The 15,709-nt window shown below is 62.3% G+C and carries 15 protein-coding genes; 9 read left to right on the top strand and 6 right to left on the bottom strand.

Going from position 1 to position 15,709, the window contains the following annotated elements; translation table 11 throughout:
- A complete protein-coding gene (locus NNA36_RS12995) occupies nt 1-855 on the bottom strand; it encodes a LysR family transcriptional regulator (protein WP_255107661.1) in 855 nt (284 codons plus the stop codon).
- A 95-nt stretch (nt 856-950) separates the two neighbouring features.
- Here NNA36_RS12995 and NNA36_RS12990 point away from each other — a divergent pair, with 95 nt between their 5' ends.
- Entirely contained in the window at nt 951-1,946 is a 996-nt protein-coding gene (locus NNA36_RS12990; RefSeq protein WP_255107659.1) for a zinc-binding dehydrogenase, read from the top strand.
- A gap of 45 nt (nt 1,947-1,991) precedes the next feature.
- Here the strand turns inward: NNA36_RS12990 and NNA36_RS12985 are convergent, their stop codons facing one another.
- Nucleotides 1,992-2,891 (bottom strand): TauD/TfdA family dioxygenase, encoded by a 900-nt coding sequence (locus NNA36_RS12985; RefSeq protein WP_255107656.1) that lies wholly within the window; start codon nt 2,889-2,891, stop codon nt 1,992-1,994.
- A gap of 132 nt (nt 2,892-3,023) precedes the next feature.
- Here NNA36_RS12985 and NNA36_RS12980 point away from each other — a divergent pair, with 132 nt between their 5' ends.
- Nucleotides 3,024-3,899, top strand: coding sequence for a LysR family transcriptional regulator (locus tag NNA36_RS12980; RefSeq protein ID WP_255107654.1), 876 nt, complete (start codon nt 3,024-3,026; stop codon nt 3,897-3,899).
- Nucleotides 3,900-3,913: 14 nt separating this feature from the next.
- Here NNA36_RS12980 and NNA36_RS12975 read toward each other — a convergent pair whose 3' ends face one another.
- Nucleotides 3,914-4,750, bottom strand: a complete 837-nt coding sequence (locus NNA36_RS12975; RefSeq protein WP_255107653.1) for a prephenate dehydratase — start codon at nt 4,748-4,750, stop codon at nt 3,914-3,916.
- A gap of 119 nt (nt 4,751-4,869) precedes the next feature.
- Between NNA36_RS12975 and NNA36_RS12970 the strand changes: the two genes are divergently transcribed.
- The 6 genes from NNA36_RS12970 to NNA36_RS12945 all read left to right on the top strand — a co-directional run bounded on the left by NNA36_RS12970 (nt 4,870) and on the right by NNA36_RS12945 (nt 11,615).
- Nucleotides 4,870-5,391, top strand: a complete 522-nt coding sequence (locus tag NNA36_RS12970) for a cytochrome c family protein (RefSeq protein WP_255107650.1) — start codon at nt 4,870-4,872, stop codon at nt 5,389-5,391.
- A gap of 199 nt (nt 5,392-5,590) precedes the next feature.
- Nucleotides 5,591-7,525 (top strand): extracellular solute-binding protein, encoded by a 1,935-nt coding sequence (locus NNA36_RS12965; RefSeq protein ID WP_255107648.1) that lies wholly within the window; start codon nt 5,591-5,593, stop codon nt 7,523-7,525.
- A 6-nt stretch (nt 7,526-7,531) separates the two neighbouring features.
- Entirely contained in the window at nt 7,532-8,632 is a 1,101-nt protein-coding gene (locus NNA36_RS12960; RefSeq protein ID WP_255107645.1) for a microcin C ABC transporter permease YejB, read from the top strand.
- A 3-nt stretch (nt 8,633-8,635) separates the two neighbouring features.
- Nucleotides 8,636-9,742 carry an ABC transporter permease gene (locus tag NNA36_RS12955; protein WP_255107644.1) on the top strand — a complete coding sequence of 369 codons (1,107 nt, stop codon included), beginning with the start codon at nt 8,636-8,638 and terminating at the stop codon, nt 9,740-9,742.
- Nucleotides 9,739-10,035 (top strand): hypothetical protein, encoded by a 297-nt coding sequence (locus NNA36_RS12950; RefSeq protein WP_255107641.1) that lies wholly within the window; start codon nt 9,739-9,741, stop codon nt 10,033-10,035. The genes NNA36_RS12955 and NNA36_RS12950 overlap by 4 nt, the downstream gene beginning before the upstream one ends.
- On the top strand, nt 10,032-11,615 hold the full coding sequence (locus NNA36_RS12945) for an ABC transporter ATP-binding protein (RefSeq protein WP_255107638.1): 1,584 nt from the start codon (nt 10,032-10,034) through the stop codon (nt 11,613-11,615). The genes NNA36_RS12950 and NNA36_RS12945 overlap by 4 nt, the downstream gene beginning before the upstream one ends.
- Nucleotides 11,616-11,655: 40 nt before the next feature.
- Here NNA36_RS12945 and NNA36_RS12940 read toward each other — a convergent pair whose 3' ends face one another.
- Together NNA36_RS12940 and hemN are read right to left on the bottom strand one after the other, a co-directional pair.
- A complete protein-coding gene (locus tag NNA36_RS12940; protein ID WP_255107628.1) occupies nt 11,656-12,570 on the bottom strand; it encodes an endonuclease/exonuclease/phosphatase family protein in 915 nt (304 codons plus the stop codon).
- Between the two features lie 22 nt (nt 12,571-12,592).
- Nucleotides 12,593-13,948 carry an oxygen-independent coproporphyrinogen III oxidase gene (gene hemN, locus NNA36_RS12935; RefSeq protein WP_255107627.1) on the bottom strand — a complete coding sequence of 452 codons (1,356 nt, stop codon included), beginning with the start codon at nt 13,946-13,948 and terminating at the stop codon, nt 12,593-12,595.
- Nucleotides 13,949-14,012: 64 nt separating this feature from the next.
- On the opposite strand from hemN, the gene fnrL reads away from it, so the two are divergent.
- Nucleotides 14,013-14,759: a transcriptional regulator FnrL gene (gene fnrL, locus NNA36_RS12930; RefSeq protein WP_255107865.1), complete on the top strand. Its 747-nt coding sequence runs from the start codon at nt 14,013-14,015 to the stop codon at nt 14,757-14,759.
- Between the two features lie 72 nt (nt 14,760-14,831).
- On the opposite strand, the gene NNA36_RS12925 is transcribed toward fnrL, so the two are convergent.
- Nucleotides 14,832-15,671: a universal stress protein gene (locus tag NNA36_RS12925; RefSeq protein ID WP_255107625.1), complete on the bottom strand. Its 840-nt coding sequence runs from the start codon at nt 15,669-15,671 to the stop codon at nt 14,832-14,834.
- Nucleotides 15,672-15,709 lie beyond the last annotated feature (38 nt).

Genomic DNA, 15,709 nt, shown 5'->3' with positions numbered 1-15,709 from the left:
CTAGGGCGTTCCGGCCCTGTCTCGGGACGCCATGAAGTCGATCAGGTCACGGGTGTGGGACGGCAGCAGCCGTTTGCCCGGGTATACCACGAACATGTCACGATCGATGGGCGTTGCGCCCTTGACCCGGAGCGGCAGCAGATCGCCCTTGATCATCTCGCGCGGGAGAAGCGCTGTGCCAAGGCCGAGCGTGGCGGCCTTTTGCACAAGCTCCAGATCATCCAGCTCATGAGCGATGTTGGTGGGATCGAGGCTTTCGTTCCGGTTGATGATCCACGGCTGCCGCGTGACCAGTGCGGGCAGGTCGAGAAACTGAGCAAGGGCCAGATCCGGACCGAGGCCATGTTTTTCCAACAGCTTTGGCGCGGCGCAGAAATCGTAGGTGAGCGTCCAGAGTTTGCGCGCGACAAGGCTTGAATCTCCCAAGGGTCCAAGGCGGAAAGCGAGATCGATATTGTCGCGGAAGAAATCGAGGTTGGCGTTGGTCGGGGTCAGATCGAACGTGATGTCGGGCCGGGATTGCGCGAAGTCGAGCAGCAGCGGGCCGATGTCGACGCGCAGGGCCAGCGGGGCGGCGGTGACGCGGATCATGCGCCTGTGGGTGTCTTCGGTAACGCCGGAGAGGTCGAGCAGGGCCTCGATCGGATCCTGACAGCGGTCAAGGAGGCGGCGGCCTTCCTCGGTCAGGCGGACCTTGCGGGTGGTGCGTTCGAAAAGTTTGACGCCAAGGTGATCTTCGAGTTCGGCAATGCGCCGGCTGACCCGGCTGAGCGGGATGTCGAACTGCTGAGCCGCGGCTGAGAAGCTCAGGTTGCGGGCGACAGCGGTGAAGAGGGCGAGGTCGTTGTAGATCATTATCCTATCAGCGGGATTAAGTGTTCTATTTGTGAATATTATCATGAAATGCGTGGATCGCTAGGTTCTTTGGTGAAACGAAACTGGAGAAACCGATGTCATATGCAATTTCCATTCCCGCAACAGGCGCCCATGACGTTCTTGAGCGCATTGACCTTGAAACAGCGCAGCCGGATCGGGGTGAGGTTCTTGTGCGCAACCATGCCGGGGCGGTGAACTTTATCGATACGATCATTCGCAGGGGAGAGATGCCTGAGGGCATGATGCCCGCGTTGCCGCATGTGCCGGGGGTCGAAGGTGCGGGGATCGTCGAGGCGGTGGGAGCCGATGTCGACGGCCTTGCCGTGGGCGACCGCGTGGCGTGGATAGGACCGATCGGAGCGGGTGGCTATGGCAGCCATTCCGTGATCGGGGCCAGCTATGTGGCGGCGATTGGCGCCGAGGTGGCGTTCACCACCGCGGCGGCGATGCCGGTGAACGCGCTGACGGCGTGGCATATGCTGGTGAACCTCGGGCGGGCAGAGGCGGGTGACAGCGTGCTGATCCATGCGGCGGCGGGCGGTGTCGGCACGATGGCGGTGCAGATTGCCAAGTACCTTGGTCTGGAGGTGATCGCCTCGGTCAGCACGGATAAGGTGGCCTATGCCCGCGCGCAGGGGGCGGATCACGTGATCGACTATCGCAGCGAAGACATCGTGGCACGTGTCGCCGAGATCACAGGCGGGCGCGGTGTGGACATCACGCTGAACCCGGTGTCGGGCGAGAGTGTGAAAGGGGATCTGGAGAGCCTTGCGCCGCTGGGGACGGCGGTGATCTTTGGTTTCCTTGCAGGGCCGCCGCAGGGCAGTTTCGAGGAGGACCTTGCCAGGCATTTCCAGAAGTCGATCGCGGTGCGGGTCAGCGATATCTACACCTATTTCGGGGCGAAACAGACGGCTTTCCACGCCGATTTGCAGAAGGTGTTCGATCTTTTGGGGGAAGGCGTGTTGCGGCCGACGCTGACGGTTTTGCCGCTGGAAGAGGCAGGCGAGGCGCATCGCAGGCTTGAGGCGGGAGAGACCGTGGGCAAGCTGGTTCTGTCCATCGCGTGATGGTGCGCACCGGGCGGGGTGGGCCGCCCGGTGCGATGGTTCGGATCAGGCGGCGTCCATGCGGATGGTGTCGAGGCCGTCGCGGGCCTGGGCGCTGCTGCAGATGCTGGAGAGTTTGCGCGGTTCCTCGTAGGGCCAGGGGGTGCCGCGGTGCATGACGGCGCGTTGGTCCCACATCAGGACGTCACCGACGTTCCAGTTGTGGGAATAGACGAAACGAGGCTGTGTGCAGTAGGCGGTGAGCTCTTCAAGAAGGGCCTCGCTTTCGGCCTCGTCATAGCCGTCGATCCGGAAAGCGTGGCTGGCGAGGTAGAGCGCCTCGCGGCCGTTGGCGGGGTTGGTCCAGATCGAGCTCCAGTGCTGGTCGGGCCACTTGTGGAACATGGGCAGTTTCGACAGTTCCTCGGAGATCTTCTTGCGAGAATGGCTGTAGCGGTGCCAGATCCCGCGACCGCGGATGCGGGATTTCAGGTCTTCCGGCATGTCGGCCCATCCGGCGCGGGTCGAGGCCAGTTCGGTGGCGCCGCCCGTCGAGGGCACGATGCGGGCAGTGATGACGTTCACCAGTGCCGGGGTGGGCAGGAAGGTGCTGTCGGAGTGCCACAGGAAGTTGGACTTGAGGTTCAGCGTGTGCAGGTCCATCGCTTCGCTGACGCTGCCGTCTTCGCGCACGTTCGAGACCTCGGGCACCTTGTAGGCCTCGCCGGGTTGGCGTTCGTCGGCAAGGCGGTCTTCGATCGGGCCGAAGAAATTGGCAATGCGCAGGTGCGCCTCGTCGGTGAGGCTCTGGTTGCGGAACAGAAGGGTCGAGTGTTCGTCAAACAGGTCACGCAGGGGGGCGAAGTCGGCCTGGGTCATGATCTGGGTGAGGTCGATGTCATGAACTTCGGCGCCAAAGGTTTCGGTCAGCGGGGTGGTTTTCGGGGTCCCGTTCGCGGCAGGCATCTGGTTGTCCTTTTGAATTGGATGCAGTTTGTGAAGCGTTGCATTGGATAGGGTGCAAATAAACTTCAAAAATCCGCATCAATTGCATACGCTCAGTGTATGACAGCACGATTTCGAAGATTGCAGACACTGATGACACCCCTGCGGGTGTTCGAGGCGGCGGCGCGCCATGGCAGCTTTACGCGGGCGGCGGAAGAGCTGAGTTTGAGCCAGCCCAGCGTGAGCCGCCATATTGCGACGCTTGAGCAGGATCTGGGCGTGGCGATGTTCCAGCGCGATCACAACAAGCTGCGGCTGACGCCCTCGGGCAAGTCTTTGGCGGCGGCCGTGTCGCGGGGGTTGTCGGATATGCTCGAGGCGGTGGAGTTCGTGGCTGCCGCGCCGGAGCGCAAGGGGCTTGTGCTGGCCTGCACGCAGACTTTTGCGCATGGCTGGCTGATGCCGCGGTTCAGCGCGTTGCGGCGGGCGGCGGGGGATGCGCCGATCAACCTTGCGGTGTCGCTTTGGTTGCAGGACATCAACCTTGACGAGGTGGACATGGTGATTGGCTGGCGGGCCGAAGGGCAGACGGGGTGGCCGAAGATGCCGCTGTTTCGTGAAGAGGTGTATCCGGTTGCCGCGCCGCAGGTGTTGTCCGAGATGCAGGAGCCGGAGGCGCTGCTTGGGGCGAAGCTGTTGCATTTCGATATGCCGGAGGCGGCCCATGCCTATTGGCCCGAGTGGTTTGCCCATTTCGGCGTGGCCTTTGATGCGTCGGGAGGTGGGTACCGGCATTCGAACTATCAGTTCATGATGCAGGCGGCGCTGGACGGGGAGGGGGTGGCGCTTGGCTGGCATCACCTTGTGGCGGATCATGTGGCCGCGGGGCGGTTGGTGCAGGTGGGGCCGGTGTTTGCGCCGCAGAACACCAAATACGCCATTGAGTACCGGCCCGAGAAGGCGGGGCAGGCGAATCTGGAGAGTGTTCTAGCGTGGTTTCGCGCGGAGGCACGGGGGATGGGGGCGTAACGCCCCGTCCAAGATCAGGTGTGGCGCGGTTTGGCCGCCGGATAGACACCGAGGATGTTCAGGTAGTTGGTGAAATAGTCCAGCTCTTCCAGCGCGCGGCGCACGGGGGCGTCGTCGGGGTGGCCTTCGATGTCGGCGTAAAAGCGGGTGGCGGTGAAGGAGCCGTCGACCATGTAGCTTTCCAGCTTGGTCATGTTGACGCCGTTGGTCGCGAATCCCCCCATGCCCTTGTAGAGCGCAGCGGGGATGTTGCGGACTTCGAAGACGAAGGTTGTCATCATTTCGATCTCGCCGCGGCGGGTGTGATCGGGTTCGCGGGACATGATGACAAAGCGCGTGGTGTTGTGGCCGTGGTCCTCGATGTCGGAGGCCAGAACATTGAGGCCATAGATCTCGGCCGCGAGGTCGGAGGCGAGGACACCTTCGTTGCGGGTCTGGTGTTCGGCGAGTTCGCGGGCGGCACCTGCGCTGTCGGCGGCGGCGATGCCCTTGATGTTGTTTTTCTCAAGGAAACCGGCGGATTGCGGCAGCAGCACGAGGTGGGCGCGGACGGTGTCGATTTCGTCAAGGGTCACGCCGGGCAGGCCCATCAGGGCGATGCGCACACGCACAAAGGCTTCGTCGACAATGTGCAGGCCGCTTTCGGGCAACAGGCGGTGGATGTCGGCAACGCGGCCATAGGTCGAGTTCTCGATCGGCAGCATGGCGAGGTCGGCCTTGCCAGTTTTGACCGCATCGATCACCTCGTCAAAGGTGTGGCAGGGCAGGGCTTCCATGTCGGGGCGGGCCTGCTGGCAGGCTTCGTGTGAATAGGCGCCGGGTTCCCCCTGGAAAGCGATGCGGTTGGTCATGTGTTGTCTATTCCCTGCACAGTCTGCGAATTGGGCGTTTGGTCGCGGTAACTATACCTTGCGTTTGCCAAGAGGAAGCGGATAGATAGCCCGCAAACGCCACGAGATGGAAACGTAGCATGTTTGACACGATGACAATGACCAAAACCCTGGGCGCGCTGTGTGGTGCCCTCCTGATCTTCCTGCTGGGCAAGTGGGCTGCCGAAGTGATGTATCACACCGGTGGTGGCCACGGCGATCACGCCGCTCAGGCCTATGTGATCGAGGTCGAAGGTGGCGATGATGCGGGTGCCGAGGAAGAAGAAGCGGCCCCGACCCTCGAAGAACTGCTGGCGGCTGCCGATGCTGGCAAGGGCGCGAAAGTGTTCAGCAAGTGTAAAGCCTGCCACAAGCTGGAAGACGGTGCGAACGGCACCGGCCCGCACCTGTTCGCCGTTGTTGACCGTACCGTTGGTGCCGTTGACGGCTTTGGCTACTCGGGCAAGCTGGTTGCGGTTGCAGAGACCTGGTCGGCTGAAAACCTGGATGCCTTCCTGACCAACCCGAAAGGCTTTGCGCCGGGCACCAAGATGTCATTCTCGGGTCTGAAAAAGGCCACCGACCGCGCCAACCTGATTGCCTATCTGCAGACCATCCAGTGATCTGACGGATAAGAGAATTTGAAAAAGGCCGTTGCTCCGCGCAGCGGCCTTTTTGATTCCGGGTACTGATTCCCCTGATGCGCACGGCGATTTCACGCCTTGTTGAGCCTTTCACGCCTTGAATGTGGGCAGGCAGGCACTTTAGCTTTATGTAAAAGTAACAAGATCGAAAAATCGTCCAGCAGACAGAGGAAGAGCCATGTCCCAGATGCGTGTGAAAGCTGCCGTAATGCCGGATTTCGGCCTGTTCGGGCGGTGGTTGTTGGCCGGGGCGGCGGCGGTTGCCCTGTTGGGCGCGGCCAAGGCGGTGTCGGCCGAGGACGACGGGATCATCCGCAGCCACGGCTATTCCTTTTACGGTGACCTGACTTATCCGGCGGATTACCAGCATTTCAACTATGTGAATCCGGATGCGCCGAAGGGCGGCGAGATTGCTCTGTGGGCGCCGGGGACGTTTGATTCGATGAACCCCTACAGCCGCAAGGGGCGGGCCGGGCGCTATAGCTGGATGATGTACGAGAGCCTTTTGGGCGACGCGCTTGCCAGCGGATCGGCACCGGCGGATGTGTATGGCGAAGCCTATGGGCTGTTGGCGGAAAGCCTTGAGTATGACGAGGGCAAGACCTGGGTCATTTTCCACATGCGCCCCGAGGCGCGGTTTTCGGATGGCTCGCCGGTGACGGCGCATGACGTGCTGTTCAGCCACAACCTGCTTTTGGAGCAGGGGCTGCCGTCTTATGCGCAGGCGGTGAAGAAGCGTATTCCCAAGGCCGAGGTGATCGACGATCACACCATCAAGTTCTATTTCACCGAAGGCATTTCGCGCCGCAGCCTGATTGATCAGGTGGGGGGCGTGCCGGTGTGGTCGAAGAAGTGGTACGAGGAAACCGGCGCGCGTCTGGACGAGCCGCGCATGGAGACCTCGCCGGGGTCGGGGCCGTATATGGTGGACGAGGTCGATGTGAACCGTCGCATCACCTACAAGCGCAATCCGGACTACTGGGGCTGGGATCTGCCGTTCAACAAGGGGCGGCATAACTTTGACAAGATCCGGATCGAATATTTCGCCGATGATGCGGCGGCGTTCGAGGCCTTCAAGGCGGGGGAATATACCTTCCGCGCAGAGGGCAATTCGAAGAAATGGGCCACCGGATACGAGTTTCCGGGCATCGAAAAGGGCTGGGTCGTGAAAGAGGCGCTGCCCGATGGGACGCCGCCGGTGCCCACGGGCGTTGTGTTCAACCTTGGCCGCGACATCTTCAAGGACCGCCGCGTGCGCGAGGCCGTGGCGCTGGCCTTCAACTTTGAATGGGTGAATGAATCGCTTCAGTTCGGGCTGTTCAAACAGCGCCATTCCTTTGTGCAGGGGGCCGATCATGCGGCCAGCGGTGTGCCGGAGGGGCTTGAGAAGGACATCCTGATGTCGCTGGGCGATCTGGTGCCGGAAGAGATCATGACGACTCCTGCGGTGATGGCGCATTCTTCGAACGGGGCGCGGGAAGTGGACCGTCGAAACCTGCGCAAGGCGATGAAGCTTCTGGATGAGGCCGGCTGGGAAGTTGGCGATGACGGGAAGCGTCGGAACGCGGCGGGGGAGACGATGAAGATCAACTTCCCCTATCCGTCGTCAGTCTCGGCAACGCTTGCGGCCTTTATCGAGGTGTTCGTGCAGAACCTGCAAAAGATGGGCATCGAGGCCACGCAGGAGAAGGTGGACCCGGCGCAGTATACCCTGCGGGAACGCGAGCGGGATTATGACCTTGTCTATGACAACTATCGCTCTTTCCTGTCGACCGGGACCGGTCTGATGCAGATGTACGGTTCGGGCGAGGCGGCGTTTTCGCTGTTCAATCCGGCGGGGCTTGCCAGCCCATTGGTGGATGCGATCATCGAGCGGTCGTTGAATGCCGAGTCGCGCGAAGAGGAATACGCGGCGCTCAAGGCGCTGGACCGGGTGCTGCGGTATGAGCGGTTCATCATTCCGGTCTGGTACAACGACAGTGTCTGGGTGTCCTATTATGACCAGTATGAATATCCGACCCCCCTGCCGACATTCGCGCTGGGTGAGCTGGACTTCTGGTGGTTCAATGCGGAAAAAGCGGCCAAGCTGAAGGCCGAAGGCGCTTTGAGGTAATCGCGCATGGGCGCCTATATTCTACGACGTTTGCTGCTGATCATTCCGACCCTGTTCGGGATCATGCTGATCAACTTTGCCCTTGTGCAATTCGTGCCGGGCGGGCCGGTCGAGCAGGTCATTGCCCAGATCCAGGGGCAGGGGGACGTGTTCGAAGGCTTTGCGGGCAGCGGGCAGGATGCCGGTGCGCTGGAGACCGATGATTTCGCGGGCGGCGCCAACAGCAAATATGCCGGGGCGCAGGGGTTGCCGCCGGAGTTCATTGCCCAGCTGGAAGAGGAATTCGGGTTCGACAAACCGGCCTACCAGCGGTTTTTCATCATGCTTGGCAACTATATGACGCTGGATTTCGGCGAGAGTTATTTTCGCAAGATCGGGGTGATCGACCTTGTGCTGGAAAAGCTGCCGGTGTCGATCACGCTTGGCCTGTGGTCGACGCTGATTGCCTATCTGGTGTCGATCCCGCTGGGTATTCGCAAGGCGGTCAAGGATGGCTCGCCCTTTGATACCTGGACCTCGGGGGCAATCATCGTGGCCTATGCGATCCCCGGGTTCCTGTTTGCGATCATGCTGCTGGTGCTGTTTGCGGGTGGCTCCTACTGGAAACTGTTCCCGTTGCGCGGGCTGACATCGGACGGGTTCGAAGACCTGACGATGGTGGGCAAGGTGCTGGATTATTTCTGGCACATCACCCTGCCGGTGGTGGCCTCGACCATTGCCGCCTTTGCGACGCTGACGCTGCTGACCAAGAACTCGTTCCTGGACGAGATCAAGAAACACTATGTGATGACGGCGCGGGCCAAGGGGCTGACGGAGAACCGGGTGCTTTACGGGCATGTGTTCCGCAATGCGATGCTGATCGTGATCGCGGGCTTTCCGGCGGTGTTCATCGGGGTGTTCTTTGGCGGTTCGGTGCTGATCGAGACGATCTTCTCGCTGGATGGTCTGGGGCGGCTCGGGTTCGAGGCGGCGGTGCAGCGCGACTATCCGATTGTCTTTGGCACCCTGTTCATATTTGGCCTGATCGGCCTCGTGGTAGGGCTGTTGTCGGATTTGATGTACGTGCTTGTCGATCCGCGTATCGACTTTGAAAAGCGGGAGGGCTGAGCCATGGCGTTGTCCCCGCTGAACCAGCGCCGCTGGCGCAACTTCAAACGCAATCGCCGGGCGCTGTGGTCGCTGGTGATCTTTTCGGTGGTGTTCTTTGTCTCGCTGTTTGCCGAGGTTCTGGCCAACGACAAGCCGATCCTCGTGAGCTATCGCGGCGAGTATTATGTGCCGATTGCCAAGTTCTATCCCGAGACCGCCTTTGGTGGCGATTTCAAGACCGAGGCGGATTACAAGGATCCGGTGGTGCAATGCCTGATCGAGACCGGTGGCGTCGAGTTCTGCTTTGACGAGCCGGAGGATATTCTGGCGCAGGTCGCGGCGGGCAGTTATGCCGAGGAGGGCTTCGAGAAGGGGTGGACCCTTTGGCCGCTTATTCCCTATTCCTATGACACGCCCGTCGACCGCCCCGGTGCCGCGCCGCTGCCGCCAAGTGCGCAGAACTGGCTGGGCACGGATGACCGCAAGCGGGACGTGGTGGCGCGGGTACTCTATGGCTTCCGCCTGTCGATTGTCTTTACCCTGATCGTGACCGCGGCGGCGAGCGTGATCGGCATCATTGCCGGCGCCGTGCAGGGCTATTTCGGGGGCTGGATCGACCTTGTGTTCCAGCGGGTGATCGAGATCTGGGGCGCGACGCCGCAGCTTTACGTGATCATCATCATGTTCGCGGTTCTGGGGCGGAGTTTCTGGCTTTTGGTGATCCTGATGGTGCTGTTCGGCTGGACTGCGCTTGTGGGCGTGGTGCGGGCCGAGTTCCTGCGGGCGCGCAACCTTGAATATGTGCGGGCGGCCAAGGCGCTGGGCGTGAGCAACCGGGTGATCATGTTCCGCCACATGTTGCCGAACGCGATGGTGGCGACGGTGACCATGCTGCCCTTTATCGTGACCGGCACGATTTCGGTTCTGGCGGGTCTGGATTTCCTTGGCTTCGGGTTGCCGTCGACGGCGCCGTCGCTGGGCGAGCTGACCTTGCAGGCCAAGCAGAACCTTCAGGCCCCGTGGCTGGCCTTCACCGCGTTTTTCACCTTTGCCATCATGTTGTCGCTGCTTGTGTTCATCTTCGAGGGCGTGCGCGATGCCTTTGACCCGAGGAAGACCTTTTCATGAGCGCCGGGGTTTGCGAGTCGAAGTGGCAGTGCCAGGTAAACGGGCTGGCGGGCACGGCGATGGTCCTGTCGGTTGCCGTGCTGGCCTGGGTGCTGTTTGAGGCGGTTGAGGCGGGTGCGGGTGCTGCGGCGGCCGCGTCTTTGGGCCTGCTTTATGCGCCGACCTTTCTTTCGGTGCTTTATGGAGCGCTGCGGCGTGTGGGGCGGCAACCGGCGGGCTGGCTTGGGTTTGGCGTCGCGGTGGGCGGTGCGGCCTGGGGTGTTGTGATGTTGAATACGATCGGAAGCCTATGAGTATCCTCGAAGTCAAAGACCTGCGCGTCGGGTTCCGGCAGGATGGCCGGGTGGTGCAGGCGGTGAAGGGTGTGTCCTTTACGGTGGATCGCGGTGAGACCGTGGCGCTGGTGGGGGAATCCGGTTCGGGCAAGTCGGTCACGGCGCTGTCGACCGTGTCGCTTTTGGGGGCAAGTGCCGAGATCGAGGGCTCGATCACCTATGACGGGCAGGAGATGGTGGGCGCGAAGGAGAACCTGTTGCGCAAGGTGCGGGGCAACGACATCTCGTTCATCTTCCAGGAGCCGATGACCTCTTTGAACCCGCTGCACACGCTTGAAAAGCAGCTGGCCGAGAGCCTATCGCTGCACCAGGGGATTGCCGGTGACAAAGCGCGGGAGCGTATTCTAGACCTGTTGCGCAAGGTCGGCATTCGCGATGCCGAGAACCGCCTGGGTGCCTATCCGCACCAGTTGTCCGGCGGGCAGCGGCAGCGTGTGATGATCGCCATGGCGCTGGCCAACAAGCCCGACATCCTGATCGCGGACGAGCCGACAACGGCGTTGGATGTGACCATTCAGGCGCAGATCCTCGAGTTGCTGAAAGAGCTGAAGGATGCCGAGGGGATGGGATTGTTGTTCATCACCCATGACCTTGGGATCGTGCGGCGGATTGCCGACAAGGTCTGTGTGATGAAGGGGGGCGAGATCGTCGAGGCCGGGCCGGTGGACGAGATTTTTGCCAACCCGCAGCATGACTATACCAAGACGCTTTTGAGTGCGCGGGCGGTGGGGGCACCGGAACCGGTGGCCGGGGACGCGCCGGTGATGGCGGAAACCGAGAACCTCAAGGTGTGGTTCCCGATCCAGCGCGGGTTTTTCAAGCGCACCGTCGGTCATGTTAAGGCGGTGAACGAGGCGACGATCGACGTGCGTGCGGGTGAAACGCTGGGCATTGTCGGGGAATCCGGATCGGGCAAGACGACGCTGGCGCTGGCGATCATGCGATTGATCGCCTCGGAAGGCGGGATCACCTTTGACGGGCGCGACGTGCGCAAGTGGTCGACGCGGGAGTTGCGCGACCTGCGCAAGGACATGCAGATCGTGTTCCAGGATCCGTTTGGTAGCCTGAGCCCGCGGATGACCTGTGAACAGATCATTGCCGAGGGTCTTGGTGTGCATGGGCTGCGCGAGGGGCGGTCGGAACGCGAGATGGTGGCCGAGGTGATGGAAGAGGTTGGGCTGGACCCCGCGACGATGGACCGTTACCCGCATGAGTTCTCGGGCGGGCAGCGGCAGCGGATCGCCATTGCGCGGGCGATGATCCTGCGGCCCAAGCTGGTGGTGCTGGACGAGCCGACCTCGGCGCTGGACATGACGGTGCAGGTGCAGATCGTCGATCTTCTGCGGGGGTTGCAGAAAAAATACGGGCTGGCCTATCTGTTTATCAGCCACGACCTGCATGTGGTGCGGGCGATGAGCCACAAGATCATGGTGATGAAGGCCGGCGACGTGGTGGAGCAGGGTGAGGCGCAGAGCCTGTTCGACAATCCGCAGACCGAATATACCCGCAACCTTCTGGCGGCGGCGCCTGATCTTTAAGGCGCCTCCGGCGGGAGTATTTTCAGTGCATTGAAGCCGGTCAGAGGCCCGGCAGGTCGAGGACCAGCGCGGCGTGATCCGAGGCGTGGGGGCGGTGTGTGCCCACGGTATCAAGCCGCGGGCCGTGGTAGAGGCGGGCCTCGTAGGGCAGACCCGAGCGGATCAGCTCTGGCCGGGCTTTGGGGAAGCGTCGGGCCAGTGCCGGGGAGGCGAGAATCGCGTCGGGACGGGCGTAGAAATCATCCATCGTGTCGTGATAGCTCCAGCGGCTGCCTGCGGGCAGGCGGGCAACAAGGTCGACGGCGAAACCGGAGGTGAGCGGCGCGGTGGCGGGCAGGTCTTCGTGGCGCGGCTGGTTGAGATCGCCGAGGATCAGCCAGTTTTCCTTGGCCGGGGTTTCGAAGCGGCGCTTTATCAGGGCGCACACGGCGCGGGCCTCGAGGTTGCGCACGGGCCATGTTGCGGCGGCATCCGGGTAGGGGGCCTTGAAGTGACAGATGAACAGCGTCAGCGCGGGGAAGGTGATCTCGAGGCAGTCGCGGCGGAACAGCGGGGTATGGGGAGACAGGCCCTCTGGCGCGTCGAGGCCGAGGTGGGCCGGGGTCAGGTGGGCGTGGCTTTGGATCGCCTGCGGGGCGATGCGGGACAGCAGGGCCACATCAAGGCCGCGTCCGTCATTGCCGGGCAGGCAGATGCGATAGGGATAGGAGGCGATGCCCGCGTCGCGCAGGCAGGTGTCGTGGAAATGATCGAGGGTCGGTTGGTCGAAGACTTCCTGAAGCGCGATGATGTCCGCGTTGGTTTCGCCGATCACGGCGGCGGTCAGGGCGCGGTCGTAGTCATCAAGAAGCGGGGCGGCGGGACCGAGATCCTCCGGCATGTCGCGATCCCGCGCGCCGTCGAGGTGATCGGCGCGCAGGCGCATGTTCTGCACGTTGAAGCTTGCCAGTCGCATTGCGGGTGGCAGGGCGCAGGCGTCAGATTGCCGAACTGTGTCCTGCCGAATCCATGTCGTAGGCGTCGAGCGCGCGGGCCATCATCCGGGTCAGGGGCCGGGCCTCGACCGGGATCGAGAGACCTTCGGGGGTGATTTCAACCATGCCGGGGAAGCCTTCGATCACCGGTTTGTAGAGTTCCTGAAGGCGGACCGGTGAAATCTTGAAGGTCTGCATGATCTCGGCGCTGTCAATGCGGAAGTCGCACATCAGGGCCTCGATCAGGCGGCCGCGCAGCTTGTCTTCTTCGGTGAAGACGTGGCCGCGGGTGGTGGTGAAATTGCCGTCGCGGATACGCCCGGTGTGGGCCGAGGTGGCCGGGGCGTTCTGGGCATAGCCCTGCGGGAAGCGCGAGATCGAAGAGGCGCCGACGCCGATCAGGGCCTCGGCCAGATCGTCGGTGTAGCCCTGGAAGTTGCGGCGCAGCTTGCCCGCCTTCTGGGCGACCGAGAGGCCGTCTTCCTTGGTGGCGAAGTGGTCGATGCCGATTTCCTCGTAGTTGTCCCAGAGGAACAGCTTGCGGGCGGTCTCGAAGAGTTCGAGACGTTCCTGCGGGGTGGGCAGGGCATCGGAGGGGATCATTTGCTGGCGCTTGGCCATCCAGGGCACGTGGGCGTAGCCGTAGAGGGCGACACGATCCGGCGAGAGCGACAGGAGTTTCTGCACGCTTTCGGTGATGCGGGCCTGGTTCTGGTGGGGCAGGCCGAAGAGGATGTCGGCGTTGAGGCTGTAGACGCCGTGGGCGCGGATCATGTCGACCGCTTCCTTGGTGACGTCATAGCCCTGGATACGGCCGATGGTTTTCTGAATCTCGTCGTCGAAATCCTGCACACCGATGGAGGCGCGGTTCATGCCGGCCTTGGACAGCACGGCGAGGCGGGCGTCATCGATTTCGCAGGGATCGATCTCGACCGAGAACTCGCCTGTTTCGGCCATCGGGGCGACATCGAAGATCGCGCCGGCGAGGTCTTCCATCATGCCCGGTTCGAGCAGGGTGGGCGTGCCGCCCCCCCAGTGCAGGCGCGACAGGGAGACGCCCGAGGGCAACTGGGCCTTGAGAATGGCGAGTTCCTGCTTGAGGGTCTCGACATATGCAGCGACCGGTGAGGCGGAGGCGGTTCCCTGGGTGCGGCAGGCGCAGAACCAGCACAGGCGCCGGCAAAAGGGGACATGGATGTAAAGAGATATCTGCGAATCAGGTTTGATTGCAGAGATCCATTCCCCGAAAATCTCGGGGGTTACATCGTTCTTGAAGTGCGGTGCCGTTGGGTAACTGGTATAACGCGGTACTTTCGCGTCAAATAATCCCAGCTTTGCCAATTGTGTTTTCGTCGTCATGGATTTACGCTTATGCACACAGGTCCAGGCCAATCCTTGACCCAGATCAAGCGCGAACATGAATATGCTAAATGAACCGTCCTTAGTCAGCTCGCACGAGTGTGCGGATTGTCCGATTCGCCACAGAGCTGTCTGTGCGCGTTGCGACGCGACCGAGCTCGAGGCGCTGGACGAGATCAAGTATTACCGCAGTTTCGAAGCCGGGCAGACCGTCATCTGGTCTGGTGACCCGATGGATTTTGTCGGCTCGGTGGTGACCGGGATCGCCTCTTTGACGCAGACGATGGAAGACGGGCGCACCCAGATGGTTGGCCTGTTGCTGCCGTCGGATTTCGTTGGGCGTCCGGGGCGCGAGGGCGCGGCCTATGATGTCGTGGCGACCACTGACCTCGTGATGTGCTGTTTCCGCAAGAAGCCGTTCGAGCGAATGATGATCGAGACACCGCATATCGCGCAGCGCCTTCTGGAGATGACTCTGGACGAGCTGGATGCGGCGCGTGAATGGATGCTGGTGCTTGGTCGCAAGACCGCGCGCGAGAAGATCGCGAGCCTGCTGTCGATCATCGCGCGGCGTGATGCGACGCTGAAGCTGACCGGGACCCAGGGGCCGCTGGTGTTCGATCTGCCGCTGACCCGCGAGGCGATGGCCGATTATCTGGGCCTGACGCTTGAGACGGTGAGCCGCCAGATGTCGGCGCTGAAGCGCGATGGTGTGATCCAGCTTGAGGGCAAGCGGCATGTGACCATTCCTGATCTGACCCGTCTTCTTGAAGAAGCCGGCGACGATGCGGACGGCGGTATGATGGCCTGAGCCAGCCCCGGGTATAAGAGACGAGAAAAGCCGCCGAGGATTTCGGCGGCTTTGGTTTTTCCGGGGGTGTCTTCAGTGTGCCATGAAGACGGGAATGTCTGCCTGTTCCAACATGTTACGGGTTGCGCCGCCGAGGATGGCCTCGCGGAAGCGGGAGTGGCCGTAGGCGCCCATGACAACCATTTCGCACTCGGTGTCCTTGGCGTGGCGCAGCAGGACGTCGGAGACGCGCGGCAGGGTTTTGGACAGGACGTCGATCTCGACGCGGACGCCGTGGCGCGACAGGAACTGTGACAAGAGGCCACCGGGATCGGAGCGGTGCGGGCCGTGGGTGGGCGGATCGATCACGACAACGCGGACCGCGTCGGCCTTTTGCAGGAAGGGCAGGGCGGCGCGTACGGCGACAAGGGCCTCGGCGCTTTCGTTCCAGCCGATCGAGATGCGTTTCGGGGTGGCCATCGGCGGGGTGTTGTCGGGGATAACAAGCACCGGGGCCTGACCTTCGAACATCGCGGCCTCGATGGTGGGCTCGAGTTCGGCGCCGTGATCCTTGCCATAGGGTTTGGGCAGCACCACGAGATCGGCAAAGCGGGCGCGGGCGGCGACGTGGCGGCCAAGATCGGCGATCTGAGCCACACCGGATTCCGTGCCCCAGCGGATGCCGGCAGCGCGCAGGTGTTCGATGGCTTGTTCTTCGAGGTCTTTGCTTTCCTTCTGGGCGCGGTTCAGGGTTTCCTGAAGGATCATCGCGTTGGCACCGGCGTAGTAGTAACCGGTCTGGCTGCGGTCCACGCCGAGGCAGAGTGCGTCAAGATGCGCCTCCTGGCCGCGGGCGAGTTCAATGCCCTGCGCCAGCGTGCTTTGAACAAAGGTTGTATCGGTCAGAACCGACAGGATTGATTTATAGGCCATTTCTTGAGCTCCGTGGCACGGGTCTGCGGGTGATTTCT

Source organism: Shimia sp. CNT1-13L.2 (assembly GCF_024331145.1).
GTDB lineage: Bacteria > Pseudomonadota > Alphaproteobacteria > Rhodobacterales > Rhodobacteraceae > Shimia.
This window is presented reverse-complemented; position numbering and strand designations above follow the sequence as displayed.